The 23,121-nt window shown below is 62.2% G+C and carries 22 protein-coding genes and 1 pseudogene; 10 read left to right on the forward strand and 13 right to left on the reverse strand.

Annotated elements, in window-relative coordinates:
- Nucleotides 1-46: 46 nt before the first annotated feature.
- The 3 genes from ACSZPK_RS13715 to ACSZPK_RS13725 all read right to left on the reverse strand — a co-directional run bounded on the left by ACSZPK_RS13715 (nucleotide 47) and on the right by ACSZPK_RS13725 (nucleotide 2,612).
- A complete protein-coding gene (locus tag ACSZPK_RS13715) occupies nucleotides 47-1,237 on the reverse strand; it encodes a benzoate/H(+) symporter BenE family transporter (RefSeq protein ID WP_437882034.1) in 1,191 nt (396 codons plus the stop codon).
- Between the two features lie 10 nt (nucleotides 1,238-1,247).
- Nucleotides 1,248-1,847: a LysE family translocator gene (locus tag ACSZPK_RS13720; RefSeq protein ID WP_437882035.1), complete on the reverse strand. Its 600-nt coding sequence runs from the start codon at nucleotides 1,845-1,847 to the stop codon at nucleotides 1,248-1,250.
- 321 nt (nucleotides 1,848-2,168) lie between these two features.
- Nucleotides 2,169-2,612, reverse strand: a complete 444-nt coding sequence (locus ACSZPK_RS13725) for a MarR family winged helix-turn-helix transcriptional regulator (RefSeq protein ID WP_437882036.1) — start codon at nucleotides 2,610-2,612, stop codon at nucleotides 2,169-2,171.
- Between the two features lie 81 nt (nucleotides 2,613-2,693).
- Between ACSZPK_RS13725 and ACSZPK_RS13730 the strand changes: the two genes are divergently transcribed.
- Both ACSZPK_RS13730 and ACSZPK_RS13735 read left to right on the forward strand, forming a co-directional pair.
- On the forward strand, nucleotides 2,694-3,854 hold the full coding sequence (locus ACSZPK_RS13730) for a PLP-dependent aminotransferase family protein (RefSeq protein WP_437882037.1): 1,161 nt from the start codon (nucleotides 2,694-2,696) through the stop codon (nucleotides 3,852-3,854).
- Between the two features lie 11 nt (nucleotides 3,855-3,865).
- Nucleotides 3,866-4,468 (forward strand): glutathione S-transferase family protein, encoded by a 603-nt coding sequence (locus ACSZPK_RS13735; RefSeq protein WP_437882038.1) that lies wholly within the window; start codon nucleotides 3,866-3,868, stop codon nucleotides 4,466-4,468.
- Nucleotides 4,469-4,553: 85 nt separating this feature from the next.
- Here ACSZPK_RS13735 and ACSZPK_RS13740 read toward each other — a convergent pair whose 3' ends face one another.
- Nucleotides 4,554-6,239 carry a hypothetical protein gene (locus ACSZPK_RS13740; protein ID WP_437882039.1) on the reverse strand — a complete coding sequence of 562 codons (1,686 nt, stop codon included), beginning with the start codon at nucleotides 6,237-6,239 and terminating at the stop codon, nucleotides 4,554-4,556.
- A gap of 300 nt (nucleotides 6,240-6,539) precedes the next feature.
- On the opposite strand from ACSZPK_RS13740, the pseudogene ACSZPK_RS13745 reads away from it, so the two are divergent.
- Nucleotides 6,540-6,698, forward strand: a pseudogene (locus ACSZPK_RS13745) (IS3 family transposase); the annotation flags it as partial.
- Nucleotides 6,699-6,778: 80 nt separating this feature from the next.
- Here the strand turns inward: ACSZPK_RS13745 and oprI are convergent.
- Nucleotides 6,779-7,030 carry an outer membrane lipoprotei OprI gene (oprI, locus tag ACSZPK_RS13750; protein ID WP_003448337.1) on the reverse strand — a complete coding sequence of 84 codons (252 nt, stop codon included), beginning with the start codon at nucleotides 7,028-7,030 and terminating at the stop codon, nucleotides 6,779-6,781.
- Between the two features lie 200 nt (nucleotides 7,031-7,230).
- Here oprI and ACSZPK_RS13755 point away from each other — a divergent pair, with 200 nt between their 5' ends.
- Together ACSZPK_RS13755 and ACSZPK_RS13760 are read left to right on the forward strand one after the other, a co-directional pair.
- Nucleotides 7,231-8,574, forward strand: a complete 1,344-nt coding sequence (locus ACSZPK_RS13755) for a hypothetical protein (RefSeq protein ID WP_437882040.1) — start codon at nucleotides 7,231-7,233, stop codon at nucleotides 8,572-8,574.
- 20 nt (nucleotides 8,575-8,594) lie between these two features.
- On the forward strand, nucleotides 8,595-8,867 hold the full coding sequence (locus tag ACSZPK_RS13760; protein ID WP_437882041.1) for a GNAT family N-acetyltransferase: 273 nt from the start codon (nucleotides 8,595-8,597) through the stop codon (nucleotides 8,865-8,867).
- Between the two features lie 63 nt (nucleotides 8,868-8,930).
- On the opposite strand, the gene ACSZPK_RS13765 is transcribed toward ACSZPK_RS13760, so the two are convergent.
- The 4 genes from ACSZPK_RS13765 to pyrC all read right to left on the reverse strand — a co-directional run bounded on the left by ACSZPK_RS13765 (nucleotide 8,931) and on the right by pyrC (nucleotide 12,348).
- Nucleotides 8,931-10,007: a 3-deoxy-7-phosphoheptulonate synthase gene (locus ACSZPK_RS13765; RefSeq protein WP_437882042.1), complete on the reverse strand. Its 1,077-nt coding sequence runs from the start codon at nucleotides 10,005-10,007 to the stop codon at nucleotides 8,931-8,933.
- A gap of 94 nt (nucleotides 10,008-10,101) precedes the next feature.
- Nucleotides 10,102-10,521, reverse strand: coding sequence for a PilZ domain-containing protein (locus ACSZPK_RS13770; protein WP_437882043.1), 420 nt, complete (start codon nucleotides 10,519-10,521; stop codon nucleotides 10,102-10,104).
- A gap of 109 nt (nucleotides 10,522-10,630) precedes the next feature.
- Nucleotides 10,631-11,305 carry a ribonuclease T gene (gene rnt / locus ACSZPK_RS13775; protein WP_437882044.1) on the reverse strand — a complete coding sequence of 225 codons (675 nt, stop codon included), beginning with the start codon at nucleotides 11,303-11,305 and terminating at the stop codon, nucleotides 10,631-10,633.
- Complete coding sequence (gene pyrC, locus ACSZPK_RS13780; RefSeq protein ID WP_437882045.1) at nucleotides 11,302-12,348, reverse strand: dihydroorotase; 1,047 nt, start codon at nucleotides 12,346-12,348, stop codon at nucleotides 11,302-11,304. Before pyrC ends, rnt begins: the two co-directional genes overlap by 4 nt.
- A 128-nt stretch (nucleotides 12,349-12,476) precedes the next feature.
- On the opposite strand from pyrC, the gene ACSZPK_RS13785 reads away from it, so the two are divergent.
- Together ACSZPK_RS13785 and ACSZPK_RS13790 are read left to right on the forward strand one after the other, a co-directional pair.
- Nucleotides 12,477-13,436: a flagellar protein MotY gene (locus tag ACSZPK_RS13785; RefSeq protein ID WP_437882046.1), complete on the forward strand. Its 960-nt coding sequence runs from the start codon at nucleotides 12,477-12,479 to the stop codon at nucleotides 13,434-13,436.
- Nucleotides 13,437-13,536: 100 nt separating this feature from the next.
- Nucleotides 13,537-14,754 carry an argininosuccinate synthase gene (locus ACSZPK_RS13790; RefSeq protein WP_437882047.1) on the forward strand — a complete coding sequence of 406 codons (1,218 nt, stop codon included), beginning with the start codon at nucleotides 13,537-13,539 and terminating at the stop codon, nucleotides 14,752-14,754.
- Nucleotides 14,755-14,834: 80 nt separating this feature from the next.
- Here ACSZPK_RS13790 and ACSZPK_RS13795 read toward each other — a convergent pair whose 3' ends face one another.
- From ACSZPK_RS13795 to ACSZPK_RS13805, 3 genes are read right to left on the reverse strand one after another with little or no spacing between them, the layout of a single operon-like run.
- Nucleotides 14,835-15,503, reverse strand: a complete 669-nt coding sequence (locus ACSZPK_RS13795) for an alpha/beta hydrolase (protein ID WP_437882048.1) — start codon at nucleotides 15,501-15,503, stop codon at nucleotides 14,835-14,837.
- Entirely contained in the window at nucleotides 15,500-16,312 is an 813-nt protein-coding gene (locus tag ACSZPK_RS13800; protein WP_437882049.1) for a DODA-type extradiol aromatic ring-opening family dioxygenase, read from the reverse strand. Before ACSZPK_RS13800 ends, ACSZPK_RS13795 begins: the two co-directional genes overlap by 4 nt.
- Nucleotides 16,313-16,314: 2 nt before the next feature.
- A complete protein-coding gene (locus ACSZPK_RS13805) occupies nucleotides 16,315-16,953 on the reverse strand; it encodes an NADPH-dependent F420 reductase (RefSeq protein ID WP_437882050.1) in 639 nt (212 codons plus the stop codon).
- A 108-nt stretch (nucleotides 16,954-17,061) separates the two neighbouring features.
- On the opposite strand from ACSZPK_RS13805, the gene ACSZPK_RS13810 reads away from it, so the two are divergent.
- Entirely contained in the window at nucleotides 17,062-17,961 is a 900-nt protein-coding gene (locus tag ACSZPK_RS13810; protein ID WP_437882051.1) for a LysR family transcriptional regulator, read from the forward strand.
- Between the two features lie 4 nt (nucleotides 17,962-17,965).
- Here ACSZPK_RS13810 and ACSZPK_RS13815 read toward each other — a convergent pair whose 3' ends face one another.
- On the reverse strand, nucleotides 17,966-19,009 hold the full coding sequence (locus tag ACSZPK_RS13815; protein WP_437882052.1) for a LacI family DNA-binding transcriptional regulator: 1,044 nt from the start codon (nucleotides 19,007-19,009) through the stop codon (nucleotides 17,966-17,968).
- 290 nt (nucleotides 19,010-19,299) lie between these two features.
- On the opposite strand from ACSZPK_RS13815, the gene ACSZPK_RS13820 reads away from it, so the two are divergent.
- Both ACSZPK_RS13820 and ACSZPK_RS13825 read left to right on the forward strand, forming a co-directional pair.
- The gene (locus ACSZPK_RS13820; protein WP_437882053.1) at nucleotides 19,300-21,492 is read left to right on the forward strand and encodes a TonB-dependent receptor; all 2,193 of its coding nucleotides are present in this window, start codon (nucleotides 19,300-19,302) and stop codon (nucleotides 21,490-21,492) included.
- A gap of 106 nt (nucleotides 21,493-21,598) precedes the next feature.
- Nucleotides 21,599-22,945 (forward strand): LLM class flavin-dependent oxidoreductase, encoded by a 1,347-nt coding sequence (locus tag ACSZPK_RS13825; protein WP_437882054.1) that lies wholly within the window; start codon nucleotides 21,599-21,601, stop codon nucleotides 22,943-22,945.
- Nucleotides 22,946-23,121: the final 176 nt, after the last annotated feature.

The following is a 23,121-nucleotide window of genomic DNA, read 5'->3' on the forward strand; positions in this document are numbered from 1 at the left end:
GTGGGTCAATGCCGCCCATGGCAAGGCGCTCGATGGCACGAGGTGATTACGCCTTGCGCCAGTTGAGTATCAGCAAGGTGAGGGCGCCGGCGACCAGGCCCCAGAATGCCGAGCCGATACCCAGCAGGCTCATGCCGGATGCGGTGACCATGAAGGTGATCAGCGCCGCATCGCGCTCGATGGGCTCCTTCATGGCCTGGGCCAGGCCGTTGCCGATGGAGCCGAGCAGCGCCAGGGCCGCGATGGAAAGCACCAGCGCAGCGGGCAGGGCGTGGAACAGCGCGGCGAGGGTGGCGGCGAAAATACCGGCGATGCCATAGAACACCCCGCACCAGATGGCGGCCGTGTAGCGCTTGTTCTTGTCCTCGTGGGCATGCGGGCCGGTGCAGATGGCCGCACTGATCGCCGCCAGGTTGATGCCATGGCAACCGAATGGCGCGGTCAGCAGGGACGCGACGCCGGTGGTGGTGATCAGCGGCGAAGCGGGTACGTCGTAGCCATCGGCACGCAGTACCGCCATGCCCGGCATGTTCTGCGAGGTCATCGCCACGATGAACAGCGGAATGCCGATGCTGATGGTCGCCGCGAGGGAGAAAGAGGGCGCGGTGAGGACGGGGACGGCGATTTCCGGCGTGAATCCGCTGAAGTCGAGCAGGCCCAGGATACCTGCCAGCGCAGTACCGACCAGCAGGGCAGCGAGTACGGCGTAGCGCGGCGACAAACGTTTGCTGATCAGGTAGGTGAAGAACATCGTCAGTACCAGCGCGGTCTGGTGTTGCGCGGCGACGAAAATCTCGCTGCCGATCTTGAACAGGATACCGGCCAGCAGGGCCGCTGCCAGTGACGCGGGAAGGCGACGCACCAGGCGCTCGAAGCTGCCGGTCACGCCGCAGATGATCACCAGTATGGCGCAGGTGATGTAGGCGCCAATCGCCTCGCCATAACTGACCCCGGCCAGGCTGGTGACCAGCAGCGCCGCTCCGGGCGTGGACCAGGCCACGGTCACCGGCACGCGATAGCGCAGGGACAGGCCGATATTGCAGATGGCCATGCCGATCGACAGGGCGCCGATCCATGAGGAAATCTGCGCAGTCGTCAGGCCCGCTGCCTGGCCGGCCTGGAACATCAGCACCAGCGAGCTGGTATAGCCCGTGAGCATGGCGACGAATCCGGCGACCACGGCGGAGGGCGAGGTATCGGCGAGTGGGCGCATGGGCAGGGAGTCGGCCTGGGACATCGGTGATTCCTTAGACATCGGAGACGATCGGATAAAGGGACAGGACCAGCAGCAAAGCCATGCCGATATTGAAGGCACGCAGGATGGCGGGGCGCTCCAGCCAGCGGCGCAGCAGGCTGCCGGCCACGGTCCAGAGGCCTACGCTGGGGCAGTTGACCAGGGCGAACAGGGCGGCGATCAGCAGCACGTTGAAGATAAAGCCTTCATGGGGCGTGTAGGTGGTGATCGCGCCGATGGCCATGATCCAGGCCTTGGGATTGACCCACTGGAATGCCGCGGCCTGGATGAAGGTCAGTGGCTTGGCCTTGCCCTCACCTGATTCCGGGGCGCCCGCGCGCGCGATCTTCCAGGCCAGATACAGCAGGTAGGCGGCGCCGGCATAGCGCAGTGCCTGATAGAGCCAGGGGGCCCGCTCGAAGAGTTGGCCGAGGCCCAGGCCGACAGCGATCACCAGCACCATGAAGCCCAGGCTGATGCCCAGCATGTGCGGAATGCTGCGACGCACCCCGAAATTCACCCCGGAGGCAAGCAGCATCATGTTATTGGGCCCAGGTGTGATGGACGTCACCAGGGCGAATAGAACGAAAGCGAGAAGAAGTTCGAAGGTCATGGCATTGCTCCAGAATGGAAGGCAGCCTATGCCCCGGCGGCGATTGCGTCGCTATACAGCCAGCAGGCCAATCGACAGTACAGTCGTATTCCGATGCGGCCTGTTTGGTAACTGTTTTTCTCCGCGACTGAATCTGTTACAGGGCGTCATAACGCAGGCCTTGCTTTGTCTTTCATGCGTTTGCGCGACTGAGCCGGGCTGGTAACGGATACAGGGCTGGGGTGGCCTGGTCGCAGGTCGGTTGGAGATCGTCGTCGGTATCATGTTCGCCAGCGTCGTGCCGCCGCTGCTGGTGGCCATGCTGTCCCACGGAGGGCGTGTTCAGGAGGCGGCCAGGGTGTTGCCGAGCGCCTGATTGACCGATAGCCAGTTGCTTGCGCTTTGCATGCCGACCTCGGCGAACACCCGCTCCAGCAATTTGCTCTGCTCGCGGCGCAGTGCCTGCTCCAGGCGTGCGCCCTCGGCGGTCAGGCCGAGCAGGCGCTTGCGCTTGTCGTCCTCGGCGGCGACGCTCTCCACCAGGCGCATTTCCTGGACCTGCCGCAGAGGAATGTTCAGTGCCTGCTTGCTTACGCTGAGATAACCCAGCAACTGGGTCACGCTCAGCCCCGGATACAGGGCGACGAAGAACAGGATGCGATGGTGCACGCGTGACAGCCCCCGGCGCGCGAGTATTTCGTCGGCCTTGTTGGTGAACGCCTGGTAACCGAAGAAGAAGGCGGCCATGGCAGCTTGTTGGTCAGCGCTTTTTTTCAGGTCAAGCATATTGACGTATCTGTCCGTGGCGTCGTAATTTCGGTCAATGAGTTTGACCCAATTGTCCTGCCTTCGCTACCGGTGATTTCAATGGCTTTTTCCGAACGTATTACCCGCCTCAAAAGCTCCCTGATCCGTGAGATCCTTGCCGCGGCCCAGCGTCCGGAAGTGATGTCGTTCGCCGGAGGCCTGCCGGCGGAGCCGATGCTGCCGAAGGTCGATTGGAGCGAGATGCCGGCGAGCGTGGGCCAATACGGGATGAGCGAAGGCGAACCGGCGCTGCGCGAGAAGATCGCCGCCGAAGCCCGCGCCTTGGGTGTGCCCTGTGATGCCAGCCAGGTGCTGATCGTGTCCGGCTCCCAGCAAACCCTGGACCTGGCCAGCAAGCTGTTCATCGACCCGGGCACCGAGATCCTGGTCGAAGCCCCGACCTACCTGGCTGCGCTGCAATCCTTCCAGTTATTCGGCGCCAACTGCCTGAGCGTTCCCCAGGAGGCGGACGGCCCACAGCTGGATGCCTTGCGCCAGCGCCTGGAGCGGAGCAAGCCGGCGTTCGCCTATTTCATCCCGACCTTCCAGAATCCGTCGGCAGTGCGCTACAGCGAAGCCAAACGCGAAGCGGTCGCCGCGCTGCTCGACGAATTCGGTGTGACCCTGATCGAAGACGAACCGTACCGTGAGCTGGTGTTCGATGCCGGCAGTGCCACGCCCATCGTCAGCCGTCTCAAGCGCGCCAGCTGGATCTACACCGGCACCGTGTCGAAGACGCTGCTGCCAGGCTTGCGCGTCGGTTACCTGATCGCTTCGCCGGACCTGTTCCCGCACTTGCTGCGCCTGAAACAGTGTGCCGACCTGCACACCAACCGCATCGGCCAGTGGCAGGCGCTGCAATGGCTGGGCAGCGAACAATACAGCCAGCACCTGCAAGCGCTGCGCGACTTCTACCGCGTCCGTCGCGATGCCATGCAGACTGCGCTGGAGCGGCATTTTGGCGAATTGGCCGACTGGCAGGTTCCGCAAGGTGGCTTGTTCTTCTGGCTGACCCTCAGGCAGCCGTTGGACACCCGTACGCTGCTTGATGCCGCGCTGGCACAGAACGTCGCCTTCATGCCCGGCGAGCCGTTCTTCGCCGAGCCCGAGGGCAACCATGGGCACCTGCGGTTGAATTTCAGTCATGTGGCGCCGGAGCGTCTTGATGAAGGGCTTGGTCGTTTGGCCGAAGTCGTTCGCCAGGGCCAATCCACTCAATAGGGAGATGTTCGATGCTCAAGGTTCATGGTGATGTGATTTCCGGCAACTGCTACAAGGTCAAGCTGGCCTTGCATCTGCTGGACAAGCCCTATGAGTGGATCGCTGTCGATATCCTCAAGGGCGAGACCCAGAGCGAAGCGTTCCTGGCAAAGAATCCCAATGGCAAGATCCCAGTGCTGGAGCTCGAGGATGGCTCGACGCTTTGGGAGTCCAATGCGATCCTCAATTACCTGGCCGATGGCAGTGAGTTGCTGCCGACTGAGCCGCGTCTGCGCACCCAGGTGCTGCAGTGGCAGTTCTTCGAGCAGTACAGCCATGAGCCTTACGTCGCCGTGGCGCGGTTCATCAAGCGCTACCAGGGCATGCCGCAAGAGCGCGTCGAGGAGTTCAAGGTCTGCCAGGCGCGTGGCTACAAGGCGTTCAAGGTCATGGAGCAGCAACTGAGCCGTACGCCGTACCTGGTGGGTGATCGCTATTCGATTGCCGATATCGCTCTGTACGCCTACACCCATGTGGCAGACGAGGGCGGTTTCGACCTGGGTGGATTCCCGGCGATTCTTGCCTGGCTGGATCGAGTGGCGAGCCATCCACGGCATGTCACCATGGCGGGCTGAGTTCTGATTATTTCGGATCGTTGCTGCCATGGCCAGCCCGGACGATCTTTCGAGATCACCCTTTGGCTGGCCTACGGCATTACCGTCAACCCGCGCTGCCGCCCCCATCCCGAGCATTGCTGCGCGTGCGCATCTCATGGGTTTCGGAAGCTTCGCGGCCGTCGCGCACCTGTGCTTCCAGGTCGTCGTTATCTACCGGTCCACGGAACCTACGGGTCAAATTGCTTGCACCAGCGGCCATATCATCAACGAACCTGCCGGTAGCCACCGAGCCACGCTCCCATGCCTGTTGACCGCTCTGCAAGGCATTACGCCCAAACTCCATACCCGCATCCCGTCCGCGGCGCCCAACTTCGGCCCCCAGGCTCATTCCGGCCCGTCCCAGGTCATATCCGGTTTGCGCGCCAGTTAGCGCGACGTTGCCGATGGCACCGGGGGTAGCGCGTATCGCGGCTTTCGGCTTGGCATGGTTGTCATCGTTGAGCCAGGCCTTGCCCTCATCGGACAACTTGCTCGTCAGCGACGCGACGAAAGCCCAGATACCGAACGCTGCACCGGTGCCGATGGTGTTAATGGTCGTTCCCACGACGGTCCTGGCGTGAGGGCTGGAGCTGGGTAATGCATTGGTGCCCGCGTATTGAGCCGCGGCTCGGCCTGCAAATGTTGCTCCCAGCCCGACATAGCCTCCGCCGAGGCTGTTGGCGCTGATGATTGCTTTGCCGGCGGCGTCTAAACCATTGGCGGCAGCGCCCCAAAGACTGTTACCTATCCGCTCGGCGCCGTGCCTGGTCGCGGAGAGGATACTGCCTTCCTTGGCAGCTTTGTAGACCGAGAGCCAGTCCTGCTCACCGGCAAGCCTTTGGATGGTATTGGCATCGGGAGAACCGCTTAAAACCGTATCGGTGTCACGCAGGCCGAACAGCAAGGCTTCGCCCCGCTCTTGCCGGCTGTCCTGGGCGTTATACTTGAGATTGGCCGTCGCCAGACCAGATATGTAGTTACGCAGCGGCACCGCGATTTGATTGAATAGCTCGGCGGCCTCCGTCCGACCGGAAATGGTCAACGCGGCGGAAACGGCTCCCGTGATGACCGCGCCTAAGAGGTAGGTCTGAATCTGCTTGGCATCCTCCATCGCCTCGCCAAGGTGCCCCAGTTTCTTTTGTTCCAATCCCATGGCCAATTCGGGGTGAAGCTTTTCCAAAGGCGGCTTGAGGAAGAACGAATCCGCCTTGGCTTCCGCGAACAGGCGCTGGAAGAATTCATCGGGAAAATGGGCCTCCATACCCCCTACGGCTCCATCGGCCGCGGCTTTGAGCAGCCCGTTCTCAATCTCGCCGAACACGTAGTTGGTCACCTTGTCGACGATCTCAGGCTTGGCGAACTGGGCGGCGACCACGCCGGTAAACGGTAGACCGCCCACCATGGCGGTGCCATTGGTGGCATACCGATCGAGGTGTCTGGCATTCTCCATGGTCGTGCGGATCGCGGCCATGTTCTCGCCCTCCTGTAACAGCCGTTCGCTGCGACTGTCTGCGATCAATTGCAGGTAATGATGCTGAGCTCTCGCCACGCGCACCTCTCCATCGGTCGCATTGGCTGGAGTTTGCAGTTGGTACTGAGCAAAGTGACCCCGCATATAATCGCGTACGGCCGTCCGCTCCGCCGGATCGGTGATAGCCCGCACTGCTTGGGTCTGCGCGGTGCGCTGGGTGTTAGTCTGCTGGGTATTGACGGGCTGTAAATTCGTGGTCTGGGATCCACTGATGTCCATTGTGGGGTGTCTCCTTGTCGCATGGGCAATGGGATTCGGGCAGGTGAGACAGCGTTATAAACGGGCCCGGTGAGCTCCGCTTAACACGCACATGAGCGCTGGCACGGGTGACAGCGTTCACCGACGCGTCCGCCTCTGCGGTGAACGGTTTGCATTGATCAGCGGCGCGTTGCACTTATGTGGTTCGCCATCTCCCTCGGTTCCATCGGCAGGCCATCCCGGGCCAGCGTTCAGGCGAACGAGCCGATCTTGCGTACCGCGCGCACCAGTTGCCGCTGGCCTTCGACTTCATGGCTGAGACTGCGTAGCCCCAATGATTTAGAGCAGGCCAGATCGACGGTTAGCGAGGCGGTCAGGATCTATAACTCGGAGCAGCCACAGCTAGCCCTGAAATACAAAACGCCCGATGCGGTGCATCGAGCGTTTTTGGGTACCGCAAACCTGGCTGAAACGGTGTGAGCCTATTTCAGGACTAGGCAATACCAATAAAAAAGCCGGCCTGGTTTGCACCAAGGCCGGCTTTTTCAAGCCTGGCAATATTACTTGCGGCTGGCTTTTTCCAACATGCGCAGAGCGCGCTCGTTGGCTTCGTCAGCGGTCTGCTGAGCTTTCTGAGCTGCGGCCAGAGCTTCGTCAGCTTTGCGATAGGCTTCGTCAGCACGAGCCTGAGCGCGGGCAGCTGCGTCTTCGGTAGCAGTCAGACGGGCTTCAGTTTCTTTGGATACGCTGCTGCAACCGGTGGCCAGAACAGCAGCCAGGGCCAGAGCAGAGAATTTCAGAACGTTGTTCATCGTGTTCCCCTTAAGGTGGACATCATATAAAGCAATCTCCCACGCCGGGAAATTAGCCGGCTACATACTACTCATTAGTTGTAGTAAGTAAACTGACCTGATGCAAGACAGGCGGTTTTTTTTGAATTTACGCCTCATATCGATGTTTCTGCTTAAAAAACATACAGTTCGCCGCGCGCTACGCACTCCCTGACAGGTGCATGGGAAAATGGTTCCGAATAATTGGCGGCTTCATTAATATGCGTCGATCGAGGGAGCTTTCGTTTGAGGCGTACGGGATGTCGAAACTTGTCAAGTGGGGGCTGCTTGCCGTACTGGCGATTGCAGTAATCATCAAGGTGTCTTTATGGCTATCGGTTCGTTCGATCATGAACGATACGGCGGCGCGGCTTTCTCCGATCATGGAGGTAAGTTACGAGGGTATTACCTCGTCCCTGGATGGGCGCGTCGGACTGACCGGGCTGGATGTGAAGATTCCAGCAATAGGCGATCGCATCAAGGTCGAACAGGCCGAGTTGAAGTTCAAGAGCCTGCTGGAGTTGCTGCGTTTCCGGGAAAGTCTTGGCCAGGGCAAAGTTCCTGAACAGTTGGCCATGGCATTCAAGGGCATCAAGCTGGACATACATGGCCCGTTGATGGAAGTGCTCAGTCAGCAACCTGCCGAACGTTCGATCTACACCGCCATGTCGCAAGTTGCCTGTGGCGATTCCACGTCGATCGACGCGGACGATCTGCTGAACATGGGTTATCGCAGCCTTGAGAGCGATGCCGAGTTTTCATACACCTACCAGCCGGCGGCCCAGAGCCTGATCTTCAGCCTGACTGCCGATGCGCGCGGGATGGGGCGCTACAAAGTCAGCATGGGCCTGGCCAACATGTCGGACAAGCCGGGCGATCTGCGTGTTAATCCGCCACGGCTCTCAACCATTACCGTCGAGGTCGATGACAACGAGTACCAGCGCAAGGTGCATGCCTATTGTGCGGCCAAGATGGGGCAGGACGAGAAGACCTACCTGGATACCGCGGTGGGCAAGTTGGATGCGTCGCTGAAGAGCCAGCGCGTTGCCCTGGACGATAAGGTTTTGCAGGCGATGAAGGCTTATTACCAGGACCCTCGCTCGCTACGCCTGGAGTTGCGTCCGACCGAGGGCGTGCACTGGAATGGCCTGGAGTTCTTCGATGCGGCGGATGTGATCGACATGTTGCGTCCGGTGCTGTTGATCAATCAGCAGGCGGTGGATGTCTCGTTCGCCTGGTTCAATCCGTCGACCGGCAATCCTGTCGAGGAGGAAAACGCGCTGGTGCCAGCAGCCATAGTGGAGCAGAATGCACGAGGCCCGCAGTACGATTTCGTGCCGGTCTCGAGCCTGTCCAGCCATGCTGGCAAACGCCTCCAGTTCATCACCTATGACGGGGCCTATTACCAGGGCATTCTGCACAAGGTGCAGGGGAACAAGGTGTTTTTGACCGTCCAGTTCGGTAGCGGCTCTGCGGAGATGTTCCTTAGTTTGAACAAGATCGATAAGGTAAGGGTCCTGCGCTGAAGACCCACTAAGGAGAAGAGATGAGCGATGCGCTCCCCATTCACCATGATCAGGCAGGCCACCAGTTCGAGGCCGTGATCGATGGTCATCGGGCCTACCTGGCCTATATGGATCTGGGTCAGCAGACCCTGGACATCTATCGGACGTTCGTGCCGAATGCGCTGCGTGGGCGTGGCATTGCCGCCGCCCTGACCGAACAGGCGCTGGAGTATGCGGAGCGCCTCGGTTACAGCGTCATTCCTTCCTGCTCCTACGTTGAGCGTTACATGGAACGCCGCCAACGTCAGGCCTGATGCCAACGTCTGAATGAAAAAACGCCGGAATTGTCCGGCGTTTTTCATTTCCGAGGCAGTCGATCAGAAGCGCTGGCGCTTGGGTAGCACGGTCTTGAGTTTGTCGTGCATGGCGAGCAGGGTCTTCTCGGTGGTTTCCCAGTCGATGCAGGCGTCGGTGACGGATATGCCGTACTTCAGTTCGCCGAGGTCCTTCGGAATCGACTGGCTGCCCCAACCCAGGTGGCTTTCCACCATGAGGCCGACGATCGAGCGGTTGCCCTCGAGGATTTGGTTGGCGACATTCTCCACCACCAGCGGCTGCAGGGCCGGGTCCTTGTTGGAGTTGGCGTGGCTGCAGTCGACCATGATGTTCGGCTTGATCCTGGCCTTTTGCAGTTCCTGCTCGCAGATGGCGATGCTTACCGAATCGTAGTTCGGCTTGCCGTTGCCGCCGCGCAGGACCACATGGCCATAAGCGTTGCCCTTGGTGCTGACAATGGACACGCCGCCTTCCTGGTTGATGCCGAGGAAACGGTGTGGGCTGGATACCGACTGCAGGGCGTTGATGGCGACGGTCAGGCCACCATCGGTGCCGTTCTTGAAACCTACCGCCGACGACAGGCCGGAAGCCATTTCCCGGTGGGTCTGCGATTCGGTGGTGCGTGCGCCGATCGCCGACCAACTGATCAGGTCCTGCAGGTACTGCGGCGAGATCGGGTCGAGCGCTTCGCTGGCAGTGGGCAGGCCCATTTCCGCCAGGTCCAGCAGTAGTTTGCGGCCGATATGCAGGCCATCCTGGATCTTGAACGAATCATCCAGGTACGGATCGTTGATCAGGCCTTTCCAGCCGACCGTGGTGCGCGGCTTCTCGAAGTACACGCGCATGACCAGGAACAGCGTGTCGGAGACCTTTGCCGAGAGCGCCTTGAGGCGCTGGGCATACTCGTGCGCCGCCTTGACGTCGTGGATCGAGCAGGGGCCAACCACGATGAACAGTCGCTGATCCTTGCCGTCGAGGATGTCACGCACGACCTGGCGGCCATGGGCGACGGTTCTTTCGGCCTCCGTGGTCAACGGAATCTCGCGTTTGAGTTGGGCCGGAGTGATCAGCGTCTCGTTCGACGAGACGTTAAGGTCATCGATTGGTAAGTCAGCCATCGTGTTACTCATCAGTTACGTGCCGTGGTCGGCATCTTGCGGGTGCCGTTGGAGGCGGCACCTTAGCCTGTAACGGGATGACTCGACAAGGCAGTCAGGCGGGGTGGTCGCGGTAAAAGCCGGCGGCATGCAGGTCGATCCATTCCTTGGCAATGGTCTCGGTTTCCACTGCGGTTCCGCTGCTCTGTTCGCGTTCCTGGCGAAACTGCTCGATCAGGCAGATCTGCTCGACCATCCGCGCCCTGAACAAGGCGTCCTCGTCGACGAAGGCGATGCCGACCAGGTATTCGTCGGTCTGCTTGCGACACCAGGCGACCACGCCGGGGTAACTGGCGTCCTGGCCGAGCAGGGGCACACGCATCTGCACGGCGGTGCCTTTGCGAAAGCCTTTGGAGGAGTGGCAGGCGATGCCGCCCAGGCTGATGTTGTGCAGGCGCATGCGTGGCAGGAACGCATGCTTGCGCTCGCTCAGCTCGATGGGCATGGTGCTGGGGTGACGCAGGAAATGGCGCATCGCCACGCTCCGTTTCTGCAAGGTGAGAAATATTCTCGCAGTATAGTGAAGCGTCGGCGTTGCCAAGCAATCAGCGCGGGCTACGGATGAACGGCCCACGCTCCTTCGCTCAGTGGTCGAACTCGTCCCAGCCGCCCATTTCCTTCCAGCGGTTGACGATTCCGCAGAACAGTTCGGCGGTCTTCTCGGTGTCGTAGCGCGCCGAATGCGCTTCGCGCCCGTCGAACTCGATGCCGGCGGTCTGGCAGGCCTTGGCCAATACTGTCTGGCCGTAGGCGAGGCCGGCCAGCGTCGCGGTGTCGAAGCTGGAGAACGGATGGAACGGATTGCGCTTCATCTCGCAGCGGGCCACGGCGGCATTGAGGAAGCCCAGGTCGAAGCTGCTGTTGTGGCCGACCAGGATCGCGCGCTTGCAGCCGTTGGCCTTGATCGACTTGCGCAGGCCGCGGAAGATTTCCGTCAGCGCGTGCTCCTCGCTGACCGCCTGGCGCAGCGGATGATCGAGTTTGATCCCGGTGAACTCCAAGGCCGCCTGTTCGATGTTGGCGCCCTCGAACGGTTCGACCCGGAAGAAATGGGTGTGATCCGGATAGAGAAAGCCGCCTTCGTCCATGGCGATGGTGGTCGCTGCGATCTCCAGCAGGGCGTCGGTGGCGGCGTTGAAGCCGCCGGTCTCGACGTCCACGACCACCGGCAGGTAGCCACGGAAACGTGCCGCCATCGGGTGGCGCGGGCCAGATGGCAGGCTGCCGTCGAGTTCGTCGTCGAAGTTTTCTTCGCTCACGCGTTATCCTCCAGCAGGCGCCAGCGCAGGGGCTCGCCAGCACGTAGCGGAATCACGGTCAGCTCGCCGAACGGCAGGCTGGCCGGAGCCTTCCAGTCCTCGCGGACCAGGGTGATGTGGTCGGTGTTGCGCGGCATGCCATAGAAGTCCGGGCCGAAGTGGCTGGAGAAGGCTTCCAGCTTGTCCAGCGCGTTGCGCTGCTCGAAGGCTTCGGCATACAGCTCGATGGCAGCGTAGGCGGTGTAGCAGCCAGCACAGCCGCAGGCGGCTTCCTTGGCATGCTGGGCGTGGGGGGCCGAGTCGGTGCCGATAAAGAACTTCGGATTGCCGCTGGTAGCCGCATCCAGCAGGGCTTCCTGGTGGGTGTTGCGCTTGAGGATCGGCAGGCAATAGAAGTGCGGGCGAATGCCGCCGACCAGCATGTGGTTGCGGTTGTAGAGCAGGTGATGGACGGTGATGGTCGCCCCGAGGTTGGCCGGGCCCGCGGTGACGAACTGGGCGGCATCGCGGGTGGTGATGTGTTCGAAGACGATCTTCAGGGTCGGGAAACGCTCGACCACACGGACCATATGTTCATCGATGAAGCGTTTTTCCCGATCGAACACGTCGACTTCCGGGCGGGTGACTTCACCATGCACCAGCAGCAGCATGCCGACCTCGGCCATGGCTTCCAGGACCGGGAATATCTTGTCGATACTGGTCACGCCCGAGTCGGAGTTGGTCGTGGCGCCGGCCGGGTACAGCTTGGCCGCATGCACGAAGCCACTGGCCTTGGCCTCGCGTACTTCATCGGGCGTGGTGCGGTCGGTGAGGTACAGCACCATCAGCGGTTCGAAGCGGCTACCGGCGGGGCGGGCGGCGAGAATGCGCTGGCGGTAGGCGTCCGCCTGTTCGGCATTGCGTACCGGCGGCACCAGGTTGGGCATGATGATGGCGCGGCTGAAGGTGCGCGCGGCGTCGGCAACGGTATGGGGCAGGGCAGCGCCATCGCGCAGATGGATGTGCCAGTCGTCGGGACGCAGCAGGGTCAAACGGTCGGACATGGGGAGTTCCAGGCGGGTCAAACGTGGTCGCATGCTACCGGAAATGCTTTTGCGCGGCACGGGCTATCAAGTTTCCGGGGAGCCGACCGATATGAGGAGGGATAGCCGTTTTTGCCGTGGAGCCTATCGTGCGCCAGCCTCATATCACCTTTTTCAGTCTGCTGGCTTGTCTGGGCTTCAGTGCATCGGCGGCGGCCATCAGCTTTCAGACACGCTTGGAAAAGGTCGAATGGAAGGTCGAGGGCGACAAGTTCGAGTGCCGCCTGTCACAGCCAGTGGCCGATTTCGGGGTGGGCGAGTTCGTCCGGCGCGCTGGCGAGCAGGCGACGTTCCGTCTCAAGCCCGATGACCGCTGGATGGGCGCTGGTACCGCGACCCTGTTGGCTGCGGCCGCGCCCTGGCAGCCAGGTCGTGGCGACATCAACCTGGGCTCGGTCACCGTGATTGCCAGTGGTGCCGTGCCGTTCAACAGTTCCCAGGAGCAGGCCGGCCGTTTGCTGACTGGCTTGATGGAAGGGCGCAGCCCAGTGGTGCGCCATCGCACCCAGGTGGGTGGCGATCCTCTGGAAGTGCGCCTGTTGCCGGCCAAGTTCAACCAGGCCTACCACGATTACCTGGCATGTACCGCCAAGCTGTTGCCGGTCAACTTCGACCAGGTGAGCAAGTCGCAGATCGGGTTTCCTGACAATGGCGTAACGCTCGATGCCCTGTCGCGCGCCAAGCTGGACATCATTCTCGATTTCATGAAGCAGGACCCGGCCATCAATCGCATCGAGCTGGATGGTCACTCCGACAACAGCGGCAGCCGCCTGACCAACCGCGACACGTCCAGGCGTCGCGCCCTCGCGGTGGAGGATTACCTCAAGGCCCACGGCGTGCCGGCCGAGCAGATCATCGTGCGTTTCCATGGCGAGCGTTATCCGCTGGTGCCGAACCTCAATGAGGCCAACCGGACGAAGAACCGCCGGGTGACCATGACCTTGTCCAAGGTGCCGCCAAGCGAGGCGCCGAGTGCTCCCGAGCCCGCTCCGACCCCGGCCGCCCAACCGCCGGCGAGTGCCCCGGCCAACCCGGCAGCTATTTCCTGACTGTCGCTTTGTCAGTCGTTGCTGTCGCACCCCTGTAAATCGTCCGCAGTGGCCGGTAGAATCGCGGGTTTTCGTGGCAACCCCCTGGGAGTTGATTGGCATGGCGGACGTAAAGAAGGTTGTCCTGGCTTATTCCGGTGGCCTGGACACCTCGGTGATCCTCAAATGGCTGCAAGATACCTATAACTGTGAAGTGGTGACCTTCACCGCCGACCTCGGCCAAGGCGAGGAGGTCGAGCCGGCCCGCGCCAAGGCTCAGGCCATGGGCGTCAAGGAAATCTACATCGACGATCTGCGCGAAGAGTTCGTGCGCGATTTCGTGTTCCCGATGTTCCGCGCCAACACCATCTATGAAGGCGAGTACCTGCTGGGGACCTCCATCGCTCGTCCGCTGATCGCCAAGCGCCTGATCGAGATCGCCAACGAGACCGGCGCCGACGCCATCTCCCACGGCGCTACCGGCAAGGGCAACGATCAGGTGCGTTTCGAGCTGGGCGCCTATGCGCTGAAGCCGGGCGTCAAGGTCATCGCGCCGTGGCGCGAGTGGGACCTGCTGTCGCGCGAGAAGCTGATGGACTACGCCGAGAAGCACGCCATCCCGATCGAACGCCATGGCAAGAAGAAGTCGCCGTACTCGATGGACGCCAACCTGCTGCACATCTCCTACGAGGGCGGCGTGCTGGAGGACACCTGGACCGAGCACGAAGAGGACATGTGGCGTTGGACCAAGTCGCCGGAAGCGGCGCCGGACAGCCCGACCTACATCGAACTGACCTACCGCAAGGGTGACATCGTCGCCATCGACGGCAAGGAGTTGAGCCCAGCCCAGGTGCTGGCCGAACTGAACCGCATCGGCGGCGAGAACGGCATTGGCCGTCTGGACATCGTCGAGAACCGTTTCGTCGGCATGAAGTCCCGTGGCTGCTACGAGACCCCCGGCGGCACCATCATGCTGCGCGCCCACCGTGCCATCGAGTCGATCACCCTGGACCGCGAAGTCGCGCACCTGAAAGACGAGCTGATGCCGAAATACGCCAGCCTGATCTACAACGGTTTCTGGTGGAGCCCGGAGCGTCTGATGCTGCAGCAGATGATCGACGCCTCCCAGGCCAACGTGAATGGCGTGGTACGCCTGAAACTGTACAAGGGCAACGTCATCGTCACCGGCCGCAAGTCCGACGATTCGCTGTTCGACGCCAACATCGCCACCTTCGAAGAAGACGGCGGCGCCTACAACCAGGCCGACGCGGCGGGCTTCATCAAGCTCAATGCCCTGCGCCTGCGCATCGCCGCCGGCAAGGATCGCAAGCTGATCTGATCTGATCTGATCTGATCTGATCGGCTTGGCGTGATGAAGAAACCCCGGCCAGGCGCCGGGGTTTCTTTTGGGCAAGAGGGTCAGTCGAGCCGCAGCGGTTGTTTCAGCCAGTCGGCGAAGTCCTGAATTTCCTCGTGAATGAGTTCGTGCCCCATGTCGTAGAGCCGTGTCTGGTGGCTGACCTGCAGGCTTTGCAACCGCTGCGTGGCGCGCTCGGCCCAGAACAGCGGCAACTTGTCGTCATGACGGCCATGGGCGACGAAGGCGGACAGTCCTCGTAGCGCTTCGCTGGCGGCGATCCTGGGCTCCAGCTCGGGAAGGATTCGCCCGCTGAGCAGGCCAAACCCCGTAACCAGCTCTGGTGCACTGAGGCCGACGCTGGCACTCATGATGCCGCCCTGGCTGAAGCCGGCGATCACCGTTGGCAGCGTTGCCTGGGCACTGATGAATGCCAGCAGTCGTTCGCGGCTGGACTCGGCCTGTCCTGCGTCGATCCGGGGGCCGCTGGCGGTAAAACTTACCTGAAACCAGGCATAGGCTTGCACACCGATCGGCAGTGGGGCCTGTAAAAGCAGGACCTCGACATCGCCTGGCAGATAATCGGCCAGGGCGGCGAGGTTGCTTTCGTTACCGCCCACGCCATGCAGCAACAGCAACCGGGCGCGTGGTGCGCGGACATCTTCCCGGCGGCGGAAACGAAGTCCCGATGCCGGCTCTCGTTGCAGGTCGGAAAAAGACGCTCGGCTCATGCGGCATGCCTCTCGTGTTGGGGCGTGTTGGCGAACAGGTAGCTGTCCATGGCGAGCACTCCGTAGCTCACGCCGCCCTCGATAAGGCGCATGGCATAGCGGTTTCCCGCGGCACCCAGGGCAATGAACAACGGCAACAGGTGTTCCTCGCTGGGATGGGCGCGCTCGGCATGTGGCGCCTGGCGACGATAGTCGAGCAGGCTATCCAGGTCGGCAGCCGTCAACCGTTCGGCGGTCCAGTGGGCGAACGCGGTGACATAGCCGGCCGCGGGGCCTTGCCCGCCACGGAACTCGTAAAGATTGTGGGTCAGGCTGTCGGAACCGATGATCAGCACCTCCTGGTCGCGCAGTGGCTGCAGGGCCTGGCCCAGTCGCCATGCCCCGGCCGGGGTGATGGGCATCGGCAGGGACACCTGTACCACCGGGATATCGGCTTGCGGGTACAGGTGCAGGAGCGGCACCCAGGCACCATGATCCAGGCCGCGCTGCGTATCGACCTGGGCGCGCCAGCCGGCCTCTGCAAGCAGGGCGCAGGCCTGTTCCGCGAGTTGGGGGTGTCCGGGGGCCGGATAGTCGAGACGATAGAGCGCGTCCGGAAAACCGCCGAAGTCGTGGATGGTCCGAGGCGCCGCGCTTGCGCCGACGCGAATCGTGGCATTGGTCATCCAGTGCGGGGATATCACCAGGATCGCCCGTGGTCGTGGCAGCTCCTGGCCCAGTTCGCCCAGGCTCCTCCCGGCAAGTCCTGGTTCGATGGCGAAGGTCGGGGCGCCATGGGAAATGAACAGGGTTGGCATGACGGTGTGCATGATCAGGCCTCGGTCTTGTGTAGCCAGGTGGGGGCGATGCCGGTACCCAGGCCGGCGCCATAGCCCAGATAGATGTTCAGACCCGCCAGCGGCTCCAGGTATCGGGCATTGCGCAAAGGACCCGCATCGATGCTGTCGAAGCCCAGGCTCAGTGCCAGGCTGATTGCGCTTTGCCTGGCCCGTTCGCTGTCGCTGGCGACGAATACACTGCCACGCTGGCCATCGGCGAACAGTGGGCCGTCGGCCAGGACCTGGGCGAACAGGGTATTGAAGGCTTTGACCAACTGCACCTCCGGTACGGCCCGGGCGATTTCCTCGGCGGCGCTGCTGTCATGGCCGATGGTCAGGCTCATGTAGTCGGCGCTCAGTGGATTGGTGATATCGATCACCACCCGCCCGCTGATATCGCCCAATCCGCGCAGGGCCTGGATGGCATCCTGATAGGCGGTGGCGACGATGATCACCTCGCTGTCGCCCAGCGCGGTGCTCGCCTCGTGGGCTTGTGCATGCGCATGGCGGGCGGCGAGGTCACGGGCCTTGCCGATATCACGCCCCGTCACGCGAACGGCGTGGCCTGCTTTCGACAGTTGCGACACGAAGGCAGAACCCATGTTGCCGGTGCCGATAACGGTAATGTTCATCTCTTGACCTCGATAGGTGGCTTGGTTCGTGAGATGGAGTTTTATCGATTCGATTTCCGGGATAAACGGTATTTAATGTGAATTACCGTTCCGATTAGTGAGACAAAAATGGATCGTGCACTGGAAATGCAGGTGTTCTGTTCGGTCATCGACAAGGGCAGTTTCATCGCTGCCAGCGAGCCGCTGGGACTTTCCAAAGCGGCTGTTTCCCGTCATGTGGCGGCGCTGGAGGAGCGCCTTGGCGTGCGCCTGTTGCAGCGCACGACCCGGCGTATCGCGCTGACCGAGGAAGGCCGGCTGTTCCATCAGCGGGCGCGCGAGGTGTTGGAGCTGATGGACCTTGCCGAGCGCTCGGTGGCTTCGGATGAACAGGAGCCGAGTGGAACATTGCGCATCAATGCGCCGGTCAGCTTCGGCATCCAGCATCTCGGACCGCTGTGGTCGGCGTTCATCTCCCGCTATCCGAAGATCGAGCTGGATATCACCCTGAACGACCGCCTGGTCGACCTGCTGGAGGAGGGCTACGACCTGGCGGTGCGGATCGCGCGGATGGAAAACTCATCGCTGGTCGGTCGGCGCCTGGCGACTACGCGCATGCGCTTATGCGCATCCCCCGGGTATCTGGCGAGTCATCCTGCACTGGCGCATCCGCGAAACCTGCTCGAACACCGGGTGATCGCCTACAGCCACTTCGCCTCGGGCAATGCCTGGAGTTTCACCGGGCCGGAGGGCGAGGTCAGTGTGCAGACGCACTCGGTGGTGCGCTGCAACAACGGCGATACCTGCCGGGCAATCGCGCTGGAGGGCGGCGGCATTCTGCTGCAGCCGAGCTTCATGCTGCACGATGATCTGCGCCGCGGTGCGCTGGTGGAGGTATTGCCGGACTATCGCTCGGTGACGCTGGGCGTGTATGCCGTGTACCCGTCGCGTAAATTCCTGGCGCCCCGGGTGCGAGCGCTGGTCGACTACCTGGCCCAGCGCTTCGCCCGGGTCGATTGGGGCGACTGATGGTTCAGGCGCTTTCACGCTCCATGATGTGGCACTGCAGGGGAGAGGGCGCTGGCGGCTCGCCAGGGGGCTCGATCACGCCGAGTGCCTGCAGGATGCTGGTGGCGGCCTGCTGGCCGATCTGCAGGGCGGGGGGCCTGATGGTGGTCAGGCTGGGCAGCAGCATCTCGGCGAAGGCGTAGTCGCCGAAGCCCATCACCGCGCAATCCCCGGGAATCCGCAGGCCGGCGCGTTGGGCCGCCAGTTGGCCACCAGCGGCGAGGTTATCGTTGGCAAAGATGATTGCGTGCGGCGGTGAAGCACCGTTCATCAACTGGTCCATCGCCTGCTTGCCGGCCTCGAACGGTGGCAGGTCGGCGGATGGCGCGAACACCTGGGGCTGCAAACCGGCCTGGCGCAGCGTGTCGGCATAGCCATCACGCCGCTCCAGGGCGCTGAAGTCGCCCGCTGCGCTGTTCTGCACGAAGGCGATGCGCCGGTAGCCTTTGTCCAGCAGGTAGCGGGCGGCGCTGACGCCGACCTCGTAGTGCAGGAAGCCAATCTGCAGCGGCGTGCGCTCGGGCCGGTAGTCCCAGATTTCCACCACCGGGATGTCGGCCTCCGCCAGCATTTTCTCCGTGGCCGGGCTATGGAAGTGGCTGGTGACCACGAGGGCAGCGGGCGACCAGCCGAGGAAGGCACGCACCGCGTTTTCTTCCTGCTCTTCGGAGAAATAGCTGGAAGCCAGCAGCAACTGATAGCCATGGCGGGCAAGGGTGTCGCTGAAGCCCTGGATGGTGTTGGCGAAGATCGGTCCGGAGATGTTGGGGATGACCATGCCGACGATGCGCCCGCGGGCCGAGGCCAGGCCACCGGCGACCAGGTTGGGAACGTAGCCAAGCTCGGCCACGGCACTCTGGATGCGTTCGCGCAGTTCCTCGCTGACCTGCTCTGGCTGGTTGAAGTAGCGAGAAATGGTGATCGCTGAAACGCCTACATGCGACGCCACCTGGCTGAGCGTGACGCGCCCCGCGCCACGGCGTTTGCGAGCGGGTTTATCGACGGTCATCGAGTGTCCTTGTGCCGCGAGTCGAAAAGTGAGCAACCATACTGCGTTTGTTAGCGCTAACAAAATAACCTTTGGGCAGGGTCTTATATTTTAAATATGGAATATAAAAGTAATTTTTTATTATTTGACGCTCTATTTGGTTGGCTCTGATACTTCTCGCTGTTAGCGCTAACAAGCGAGCGATCGCCTTCATCGAAACTGCCACTCGCACGAGCGAGACCAGATCGACAGCGCATTGGATGCCTGCGGGGAGCGGGCGCGATCAGGTCAAACCAGGGCAGTGACATTTCATGCAAGCACCCATTCATCACCGTACACCGCTGGCCGTGGCGGTTCTCCTGGCCACATTGGGGCAGGGCGCTTTCGCCCAGGATGCCGCCGAGCAGGACGAGCAAGCCACCGCGTTGAAGACCGTGACGGTCACCGCCACCCGTCGCGAAGAGTCGCTGCAGAAGGTGCCGGTCGCCGTCTCGGTGGTCGATGGCGAACAGCTGGAGCGCGATAATCGCAACAACGTGTCGAGCATCGTCCAGCAGGTGCCGACCCTGAACTACCGCACCGGCGCATCGAACAAGGACACCTCGCTGTTCATCCGTGGCGTCGGCACCATTTCCACCTCGCCGGGCGTCGAGCCGACCGTGGCCACTGTCATCGATGGCGTGGTCTACGGTCGTCCGGGCCAGTCGACCCTGGACCTGCTCGATCTGCAGCGCATCGAAGTGTTGCGCGGGCCGCAGGGCACGTTGTTCGGCAAGAACGCTTCGGCCGGCGTGCTCAATATCGTCTCCAAGGACATCGACGACGAAACCCACGGTTACGTCGATTATTCGCACTTCGGCGGCGGCAACGAAAACCGCCTGCGCTTTGGCATTGGCGGGCGCCTGAGCGATACCTTGAAAGGTTCGTTGAGCACCTTGTTCGGCAAGTACGACGGCAACGTCGAGAACGTCGCCAATGGCCACGAGGTCAACGGCTACGACCGCAAGGGCGTGCGTGGCAAGTTGCAGTTCGAGCCGAACGAGGATTTCCGATTCACCCTGATCGGCGATTACACCAAGGGCGATGACAGCATTCCCAGCGGGGTGATTTCGTCGACCACCGACCCGGTGTATGCCGTTGGCCTGCGCCCGAGCGCACACAACCGCGAGATCAACAGCGACTACACGACGCATGTCGAAGACACCAACACCGGTATTTCCGGTCAGGCTGACTGGCAGCTCGGTGATTTCACCTTGACCTCGATCACCGCCTGGCGTGGCTGGGATAACACCCAGTACCAGGATGGCGACCGTCGCGCCGCGTTGCCGACGACCGCCTCGCATGACCGGGGCGATGTCGATTACGACCAGTATTCCCAGGAGTTGCGCCTGGCCTCGCCGAAGGGCGAGTTCCTCGAATACGTGGTTGGCGCCTTCTACATGCACGGCCGTTCCGACGAAACCTATCGGCGCCTGTCGGTTAACGGCGGCGTCGCCAACAACGGGCGCGCCGACTACAGCGTGAGTAACGACAGCTATGCGCTGTTCGGCGAGAACACCTTCAATTTCACCGACGATTTACGTGGCATCGTGGGGCTGCGCTGGACTCACGATGACGTCGAATATGACCATCGCCGCGTCTCCAGCTCGGCCACTGCGGTCACGGGGGTACAGCCCTCCACCAGCAGTTCCGGCTCGGTGGACGAGGATGGCTGGACCGGCCGCCTGGGCGTGCAGTACGACTTCACGGACGCGCTGACGGGCTACGCGACCTATTCGCGTGGCTACAAGGGACCGGCGTACAACGTGTTCTTCAATATGCAGCCGCGCGACATCGATGCGTTGAAGCCGGAAACGTCCGACTCCTACGAAGTCGGCTTGAAGAGCAGTGCCTGGAATAATCGCCTGACGGCCAACCTGGCGATCTTTCACACCGATTACGACAACTACCAGGCGAACTTCTACGACACGGTCGCCAATCAGGTGGTGACTCGCCTGATCAACGCCGGCAGTGTGAAAACCCAAGGCGTCGAACTCGACTACAGCCTGCAGGCCACGCGCAATCTCAAGTTCTCTGGCGCGGTCGCCTACACCAAGGCCCGGGTCGACAGCTTCCAGTGTCCGGCAGGCGCGGCGGCGACCTGCGATATCGATGGCGCGCCACTGCCCTTCACCCCGGACTGGAAGAGCTATGTGCGCGCCGACTACAGCATTCCCCTGGCCAATGGCCTGGATGTCGAGTTGAGCACCGACTACAGCTGGCAGGACAAGGTGCAGTACAGCCTCGACCAGAACGCGGACACGATCCAGGGCGCCTACGGTATCTGGAACGCCAGCGTGGCCTTGGCCAATTACAACGATGGTTGGCGAGTGGCGCTGTTGGCCAAGAACCTGGCTGACAAATCCTATTCGCCGCTTCTGGCCTCGGGCGGTAGCTACATCTATCGCTCGGTGCCGCGCGACGACGAACGCTACTTCGGTGTGCAACTGCGCAAGGACTTCTGATCAGGCAGGCGCAGCGAATGCCCGGTGCGCCTGGTCCTGCGTGCACAACCCGCCCGAGCCGGCAGAGAACGGCAGGGCGGTCATGCATCCCTTCAGGTAATTCATCATGACTCGATCCAACAGGCAGCTCAGCCTCGGCGCTTTCCTCATGGCCACCGGTCACCACGTCGCGGCCTGGCGCCATCCCGACGTGCCGGCCGATCCGCTGGATTTTTCCGTGTACAGGCGCACCGCGCAGATCGCCGAAGCGGCCAGGTTCGATGCGTTGTTCGTGGCTGACAGCGTGGCCGCGCCGGTCGATCAAATCGCCGGCCACATGGCGCGTTCCGCCCACTTCGAGCCGCTCACGCTGCTTGCCGCGTTGAGCGCGGTGACCGAGCGCATCGGCCTGGTCGGAACCGTCACCACCAGCTACAACGAGCCTTACCATGTGGCGCGCAAGTTCGCGTCGCTCGATCATCTTTCCGGCGGCCGGGCAGGCTGGAACCTGGTGACCTCCGATGCCGCTGCCGAGGCACACAATTTCGGGCTCGATGCGCATATCCCGCATGCCCAGCGCTACGCCAGGGCCCGCGAGTTCCACGAGGTGGTCACGGGCCTGTGGGATAGCTGGGCCGACGATGCCTTCATTCGCGACAAGGCCAGTGGGCAGTTCCATGATCCGGCGCGGTTGCATGTGCTCGACCACCAGGGCAAGCACTTCAAGGTGCGCGGACCATTGAACGTGGCACGTTCGCCCCAGGGCCGGCCGGTGGTGGTCCAGGCCGGTTCGTCGGAGATCGGCCGTGATCTGGCGGCGCAGACCGCCGAAGTGGTGTTCACCGCGCAGACTTCCCTGGCCAATGCCCAGGCGTTCTACAAGGATCTGAAAGGACGCCTGGAAGGCTACGGGCGCAGCGAGGATTCGCTGAAAATCATGCCTGGCGTGTTCGTCGTGGTTGGCCAGAGCGAGGGTGAGGCGCGGGAGAAGTTCGAAGGCTTCCAGGAACTGGTCGAGCCTGAAGTGGGCGTCGCCCTGCTCGGGCGCATGCTCGGCAACTTCGACCTCTCCGGCTACCCGCTGGAGGGTCCGCTGCCGGAGCTGCCGTTGACCGAGAGCGGCCAGCAGAGTCGGCAGAAACTGCTGACCGAACTGGCCGGCGCGGAGAACCTGAGCCTCGCCCAGCTAGGCCGGCGGATCGCCGGCGGTCGTGGCCACTACAGCCTGATCGGCACGCCGACGCAGATCGCCGACGAGTTGCAGGCCTGGTTCGAAGGCCGTGGCGCCGATGGTTTCAATGTACTGGTGCCGCACCTGCCGCTGGGTCTGGAGGACTTCGCTACTCAGGTGGTTCCCGAGTTGCAGCGTCGCGGCCTGTTCCGCGAGGACTACCAAGGCCGCACCTTGCGTGAACATCTGGGGTTGCGGCGACCTGCCAATCGTTTTTTCCAGGATGTATCCCAGGTGAGATGACTGTTTCGAGGCAGGAGCGGACGTTCGTTTCTATTTATCGTCATTCCCGCCTTCGCGGGAATGACGGCTAAACACACAGCGTAAGAACGGTCATCCCACGAACGTCCGCTTTTGCCTCAGAGGCGTCCCTAAATCGCCTGCAACTACTTTCTAACTCAGAACGCTCCACCCGCTTG

It is taken from the genome of Pseudomonas sp. LRF_L74 (assembly GCF_965644255.1).
GTDB lineage: Bacteria > Pseudomonadota > Gammaproteobacteria > Pseudomonadales > Pseudomonadaceae > Aquipseudomonas.

Coding starts and splice junctions, on each gene's coding strand:
- oprI (WP_003448337.1), bottom strand. CDS start 7,030: ATGAACAACGTTCTGAAATTCTCTGCTCTGGCCCTGGCTGCTGTTCTG.
- ACSZPK_RS13735 (WP_437882038.1), top strand. CDS start 3,866: ATGCTCAAGGTTCATGGTGATGTGATTTCCGGCAACTGCTACAAGGTC.
- ACSZPK_RS13725 (WP_437882036.1), bottom strand. CDS start 2,612: ATGCTTGACCTGAAAAAAAGCGCTGACCAACAAGCTGCCATGGCCGCC.
- ACSZPK_RS13715 (WP_437882034.1), bottom strand. CDS start 1,237: ATGTCCCAGGCCGACTCCCTGCCCATGCGCCCACTCGCCGATACCTCG.
- ACSZPK_RS13805 (WP_437882050.1), bottom strand. CDS start 16,953: ATGAACATTACCGTTATCGGCACCGGCAACATGGGTTCTGCCTTCGTG.
- pyrC (WP_437882045.1), bottom strand. CDS start 12,348: ATGTCCGACCGTTTGACCCTGCTGCGTCCCGACGACTGGCACATCCAT.
- ACSZPK_RS13770 (WP_437882043.1), bottom strand. CDS start 10,521: ATGCGCCATTTCCTGCGTCACCCCAGCACCATGCCCATCGAGCTGAGC.
- ACSZPK_RS13720 (WP_437882035.1), bottom strand. CDS start 1,847: ATGACCTTCGAACTTCTTCTCGCTTTCGTTCTATTCGCCCTGGTGACG.
- ACSZPK_RS13790 (WP_437882047.1), top strand. CDS start 13,537: ATGGCGGACGTAAAGAAGGTTGTCCTGGCTTATTCCGGTGGCCTGGAC.
- ACSZPK_RS13755 (WP_437882040.1), top strand. CDS start 7,231: ATGGGAAAATGGTTCCGAATAATTGGCGGCTTCATTAATATGCGTCGA.
- ACSZPK_RS13795 (WP_437882048.1), bottom strand. CDS start 15,503: ATGAGCCGAGCGTCTTTTTCCGACCTGCAACGAGAGCCGGCATCGGGA.
- ACSZPK_RS13825 (WP_437882054.1), top strand. CDS start 21,599: ATGACTCGATCCAACAGGCAGCTCAGCCTCGGCGCTTTCCTCATGGCC.
- ACSZPK_RS13765 (WP_437882042.1), bottom strand. CDS start 10,007: ATGGCTGACTTACCAATCGATGACCTTAACGTCTCGTCGAACGAGACG.
- ACSZPK_RS13760 (WP_437882041.1), top strand. CDS start 8,595: ATGAGCGATGCGCTCCCCATTCACCATGATCAGGCAGGCCACCAGTTC.
- ACSZPK_RS13740 (WP_437882039.1), bottom strand. CDS start 6,239: ATGGACATCAGTGGATCCCAGACCACGAATTTACAGCCCGTCAATACC.
- ACSZPK_RS13730 (WP_437882037.1), top strand. CDS start 2,694: ATGGCTTTTTCCGAACGTATTACCCGCCTCAAAAGCTCCCTGATCCGT.
- ACSZPK_RS13810 (WP_437882051.1), top strand. CDS start 17,062: ATGGATCGTGCACTGGAAATGCAGGTGTTCTGTTCGGTCATCGACAAG.
- ACSZPK_RS13820 (WP_437882053.1), top strand. CDS start 19,300: ATGCAAGCACCCATTCATCACCGTACACCGCTGGCCGTGGCGGTTCTC.
- ACSZPK_RS13800 (WP_437882049.1), bottom strand. CDS start 16,312: ATGCACACCGTCATGCCAACCCTGTTCATTTCCCATGGCGCCCCGACC.
- ACSZPK_RS13815 (WP_437882052.1), bottom strand. CDS start 19,009: ATGACCGTCGATAAACCCGCTCGCAAACGCCGTGGCGCGGGGCGCGTC.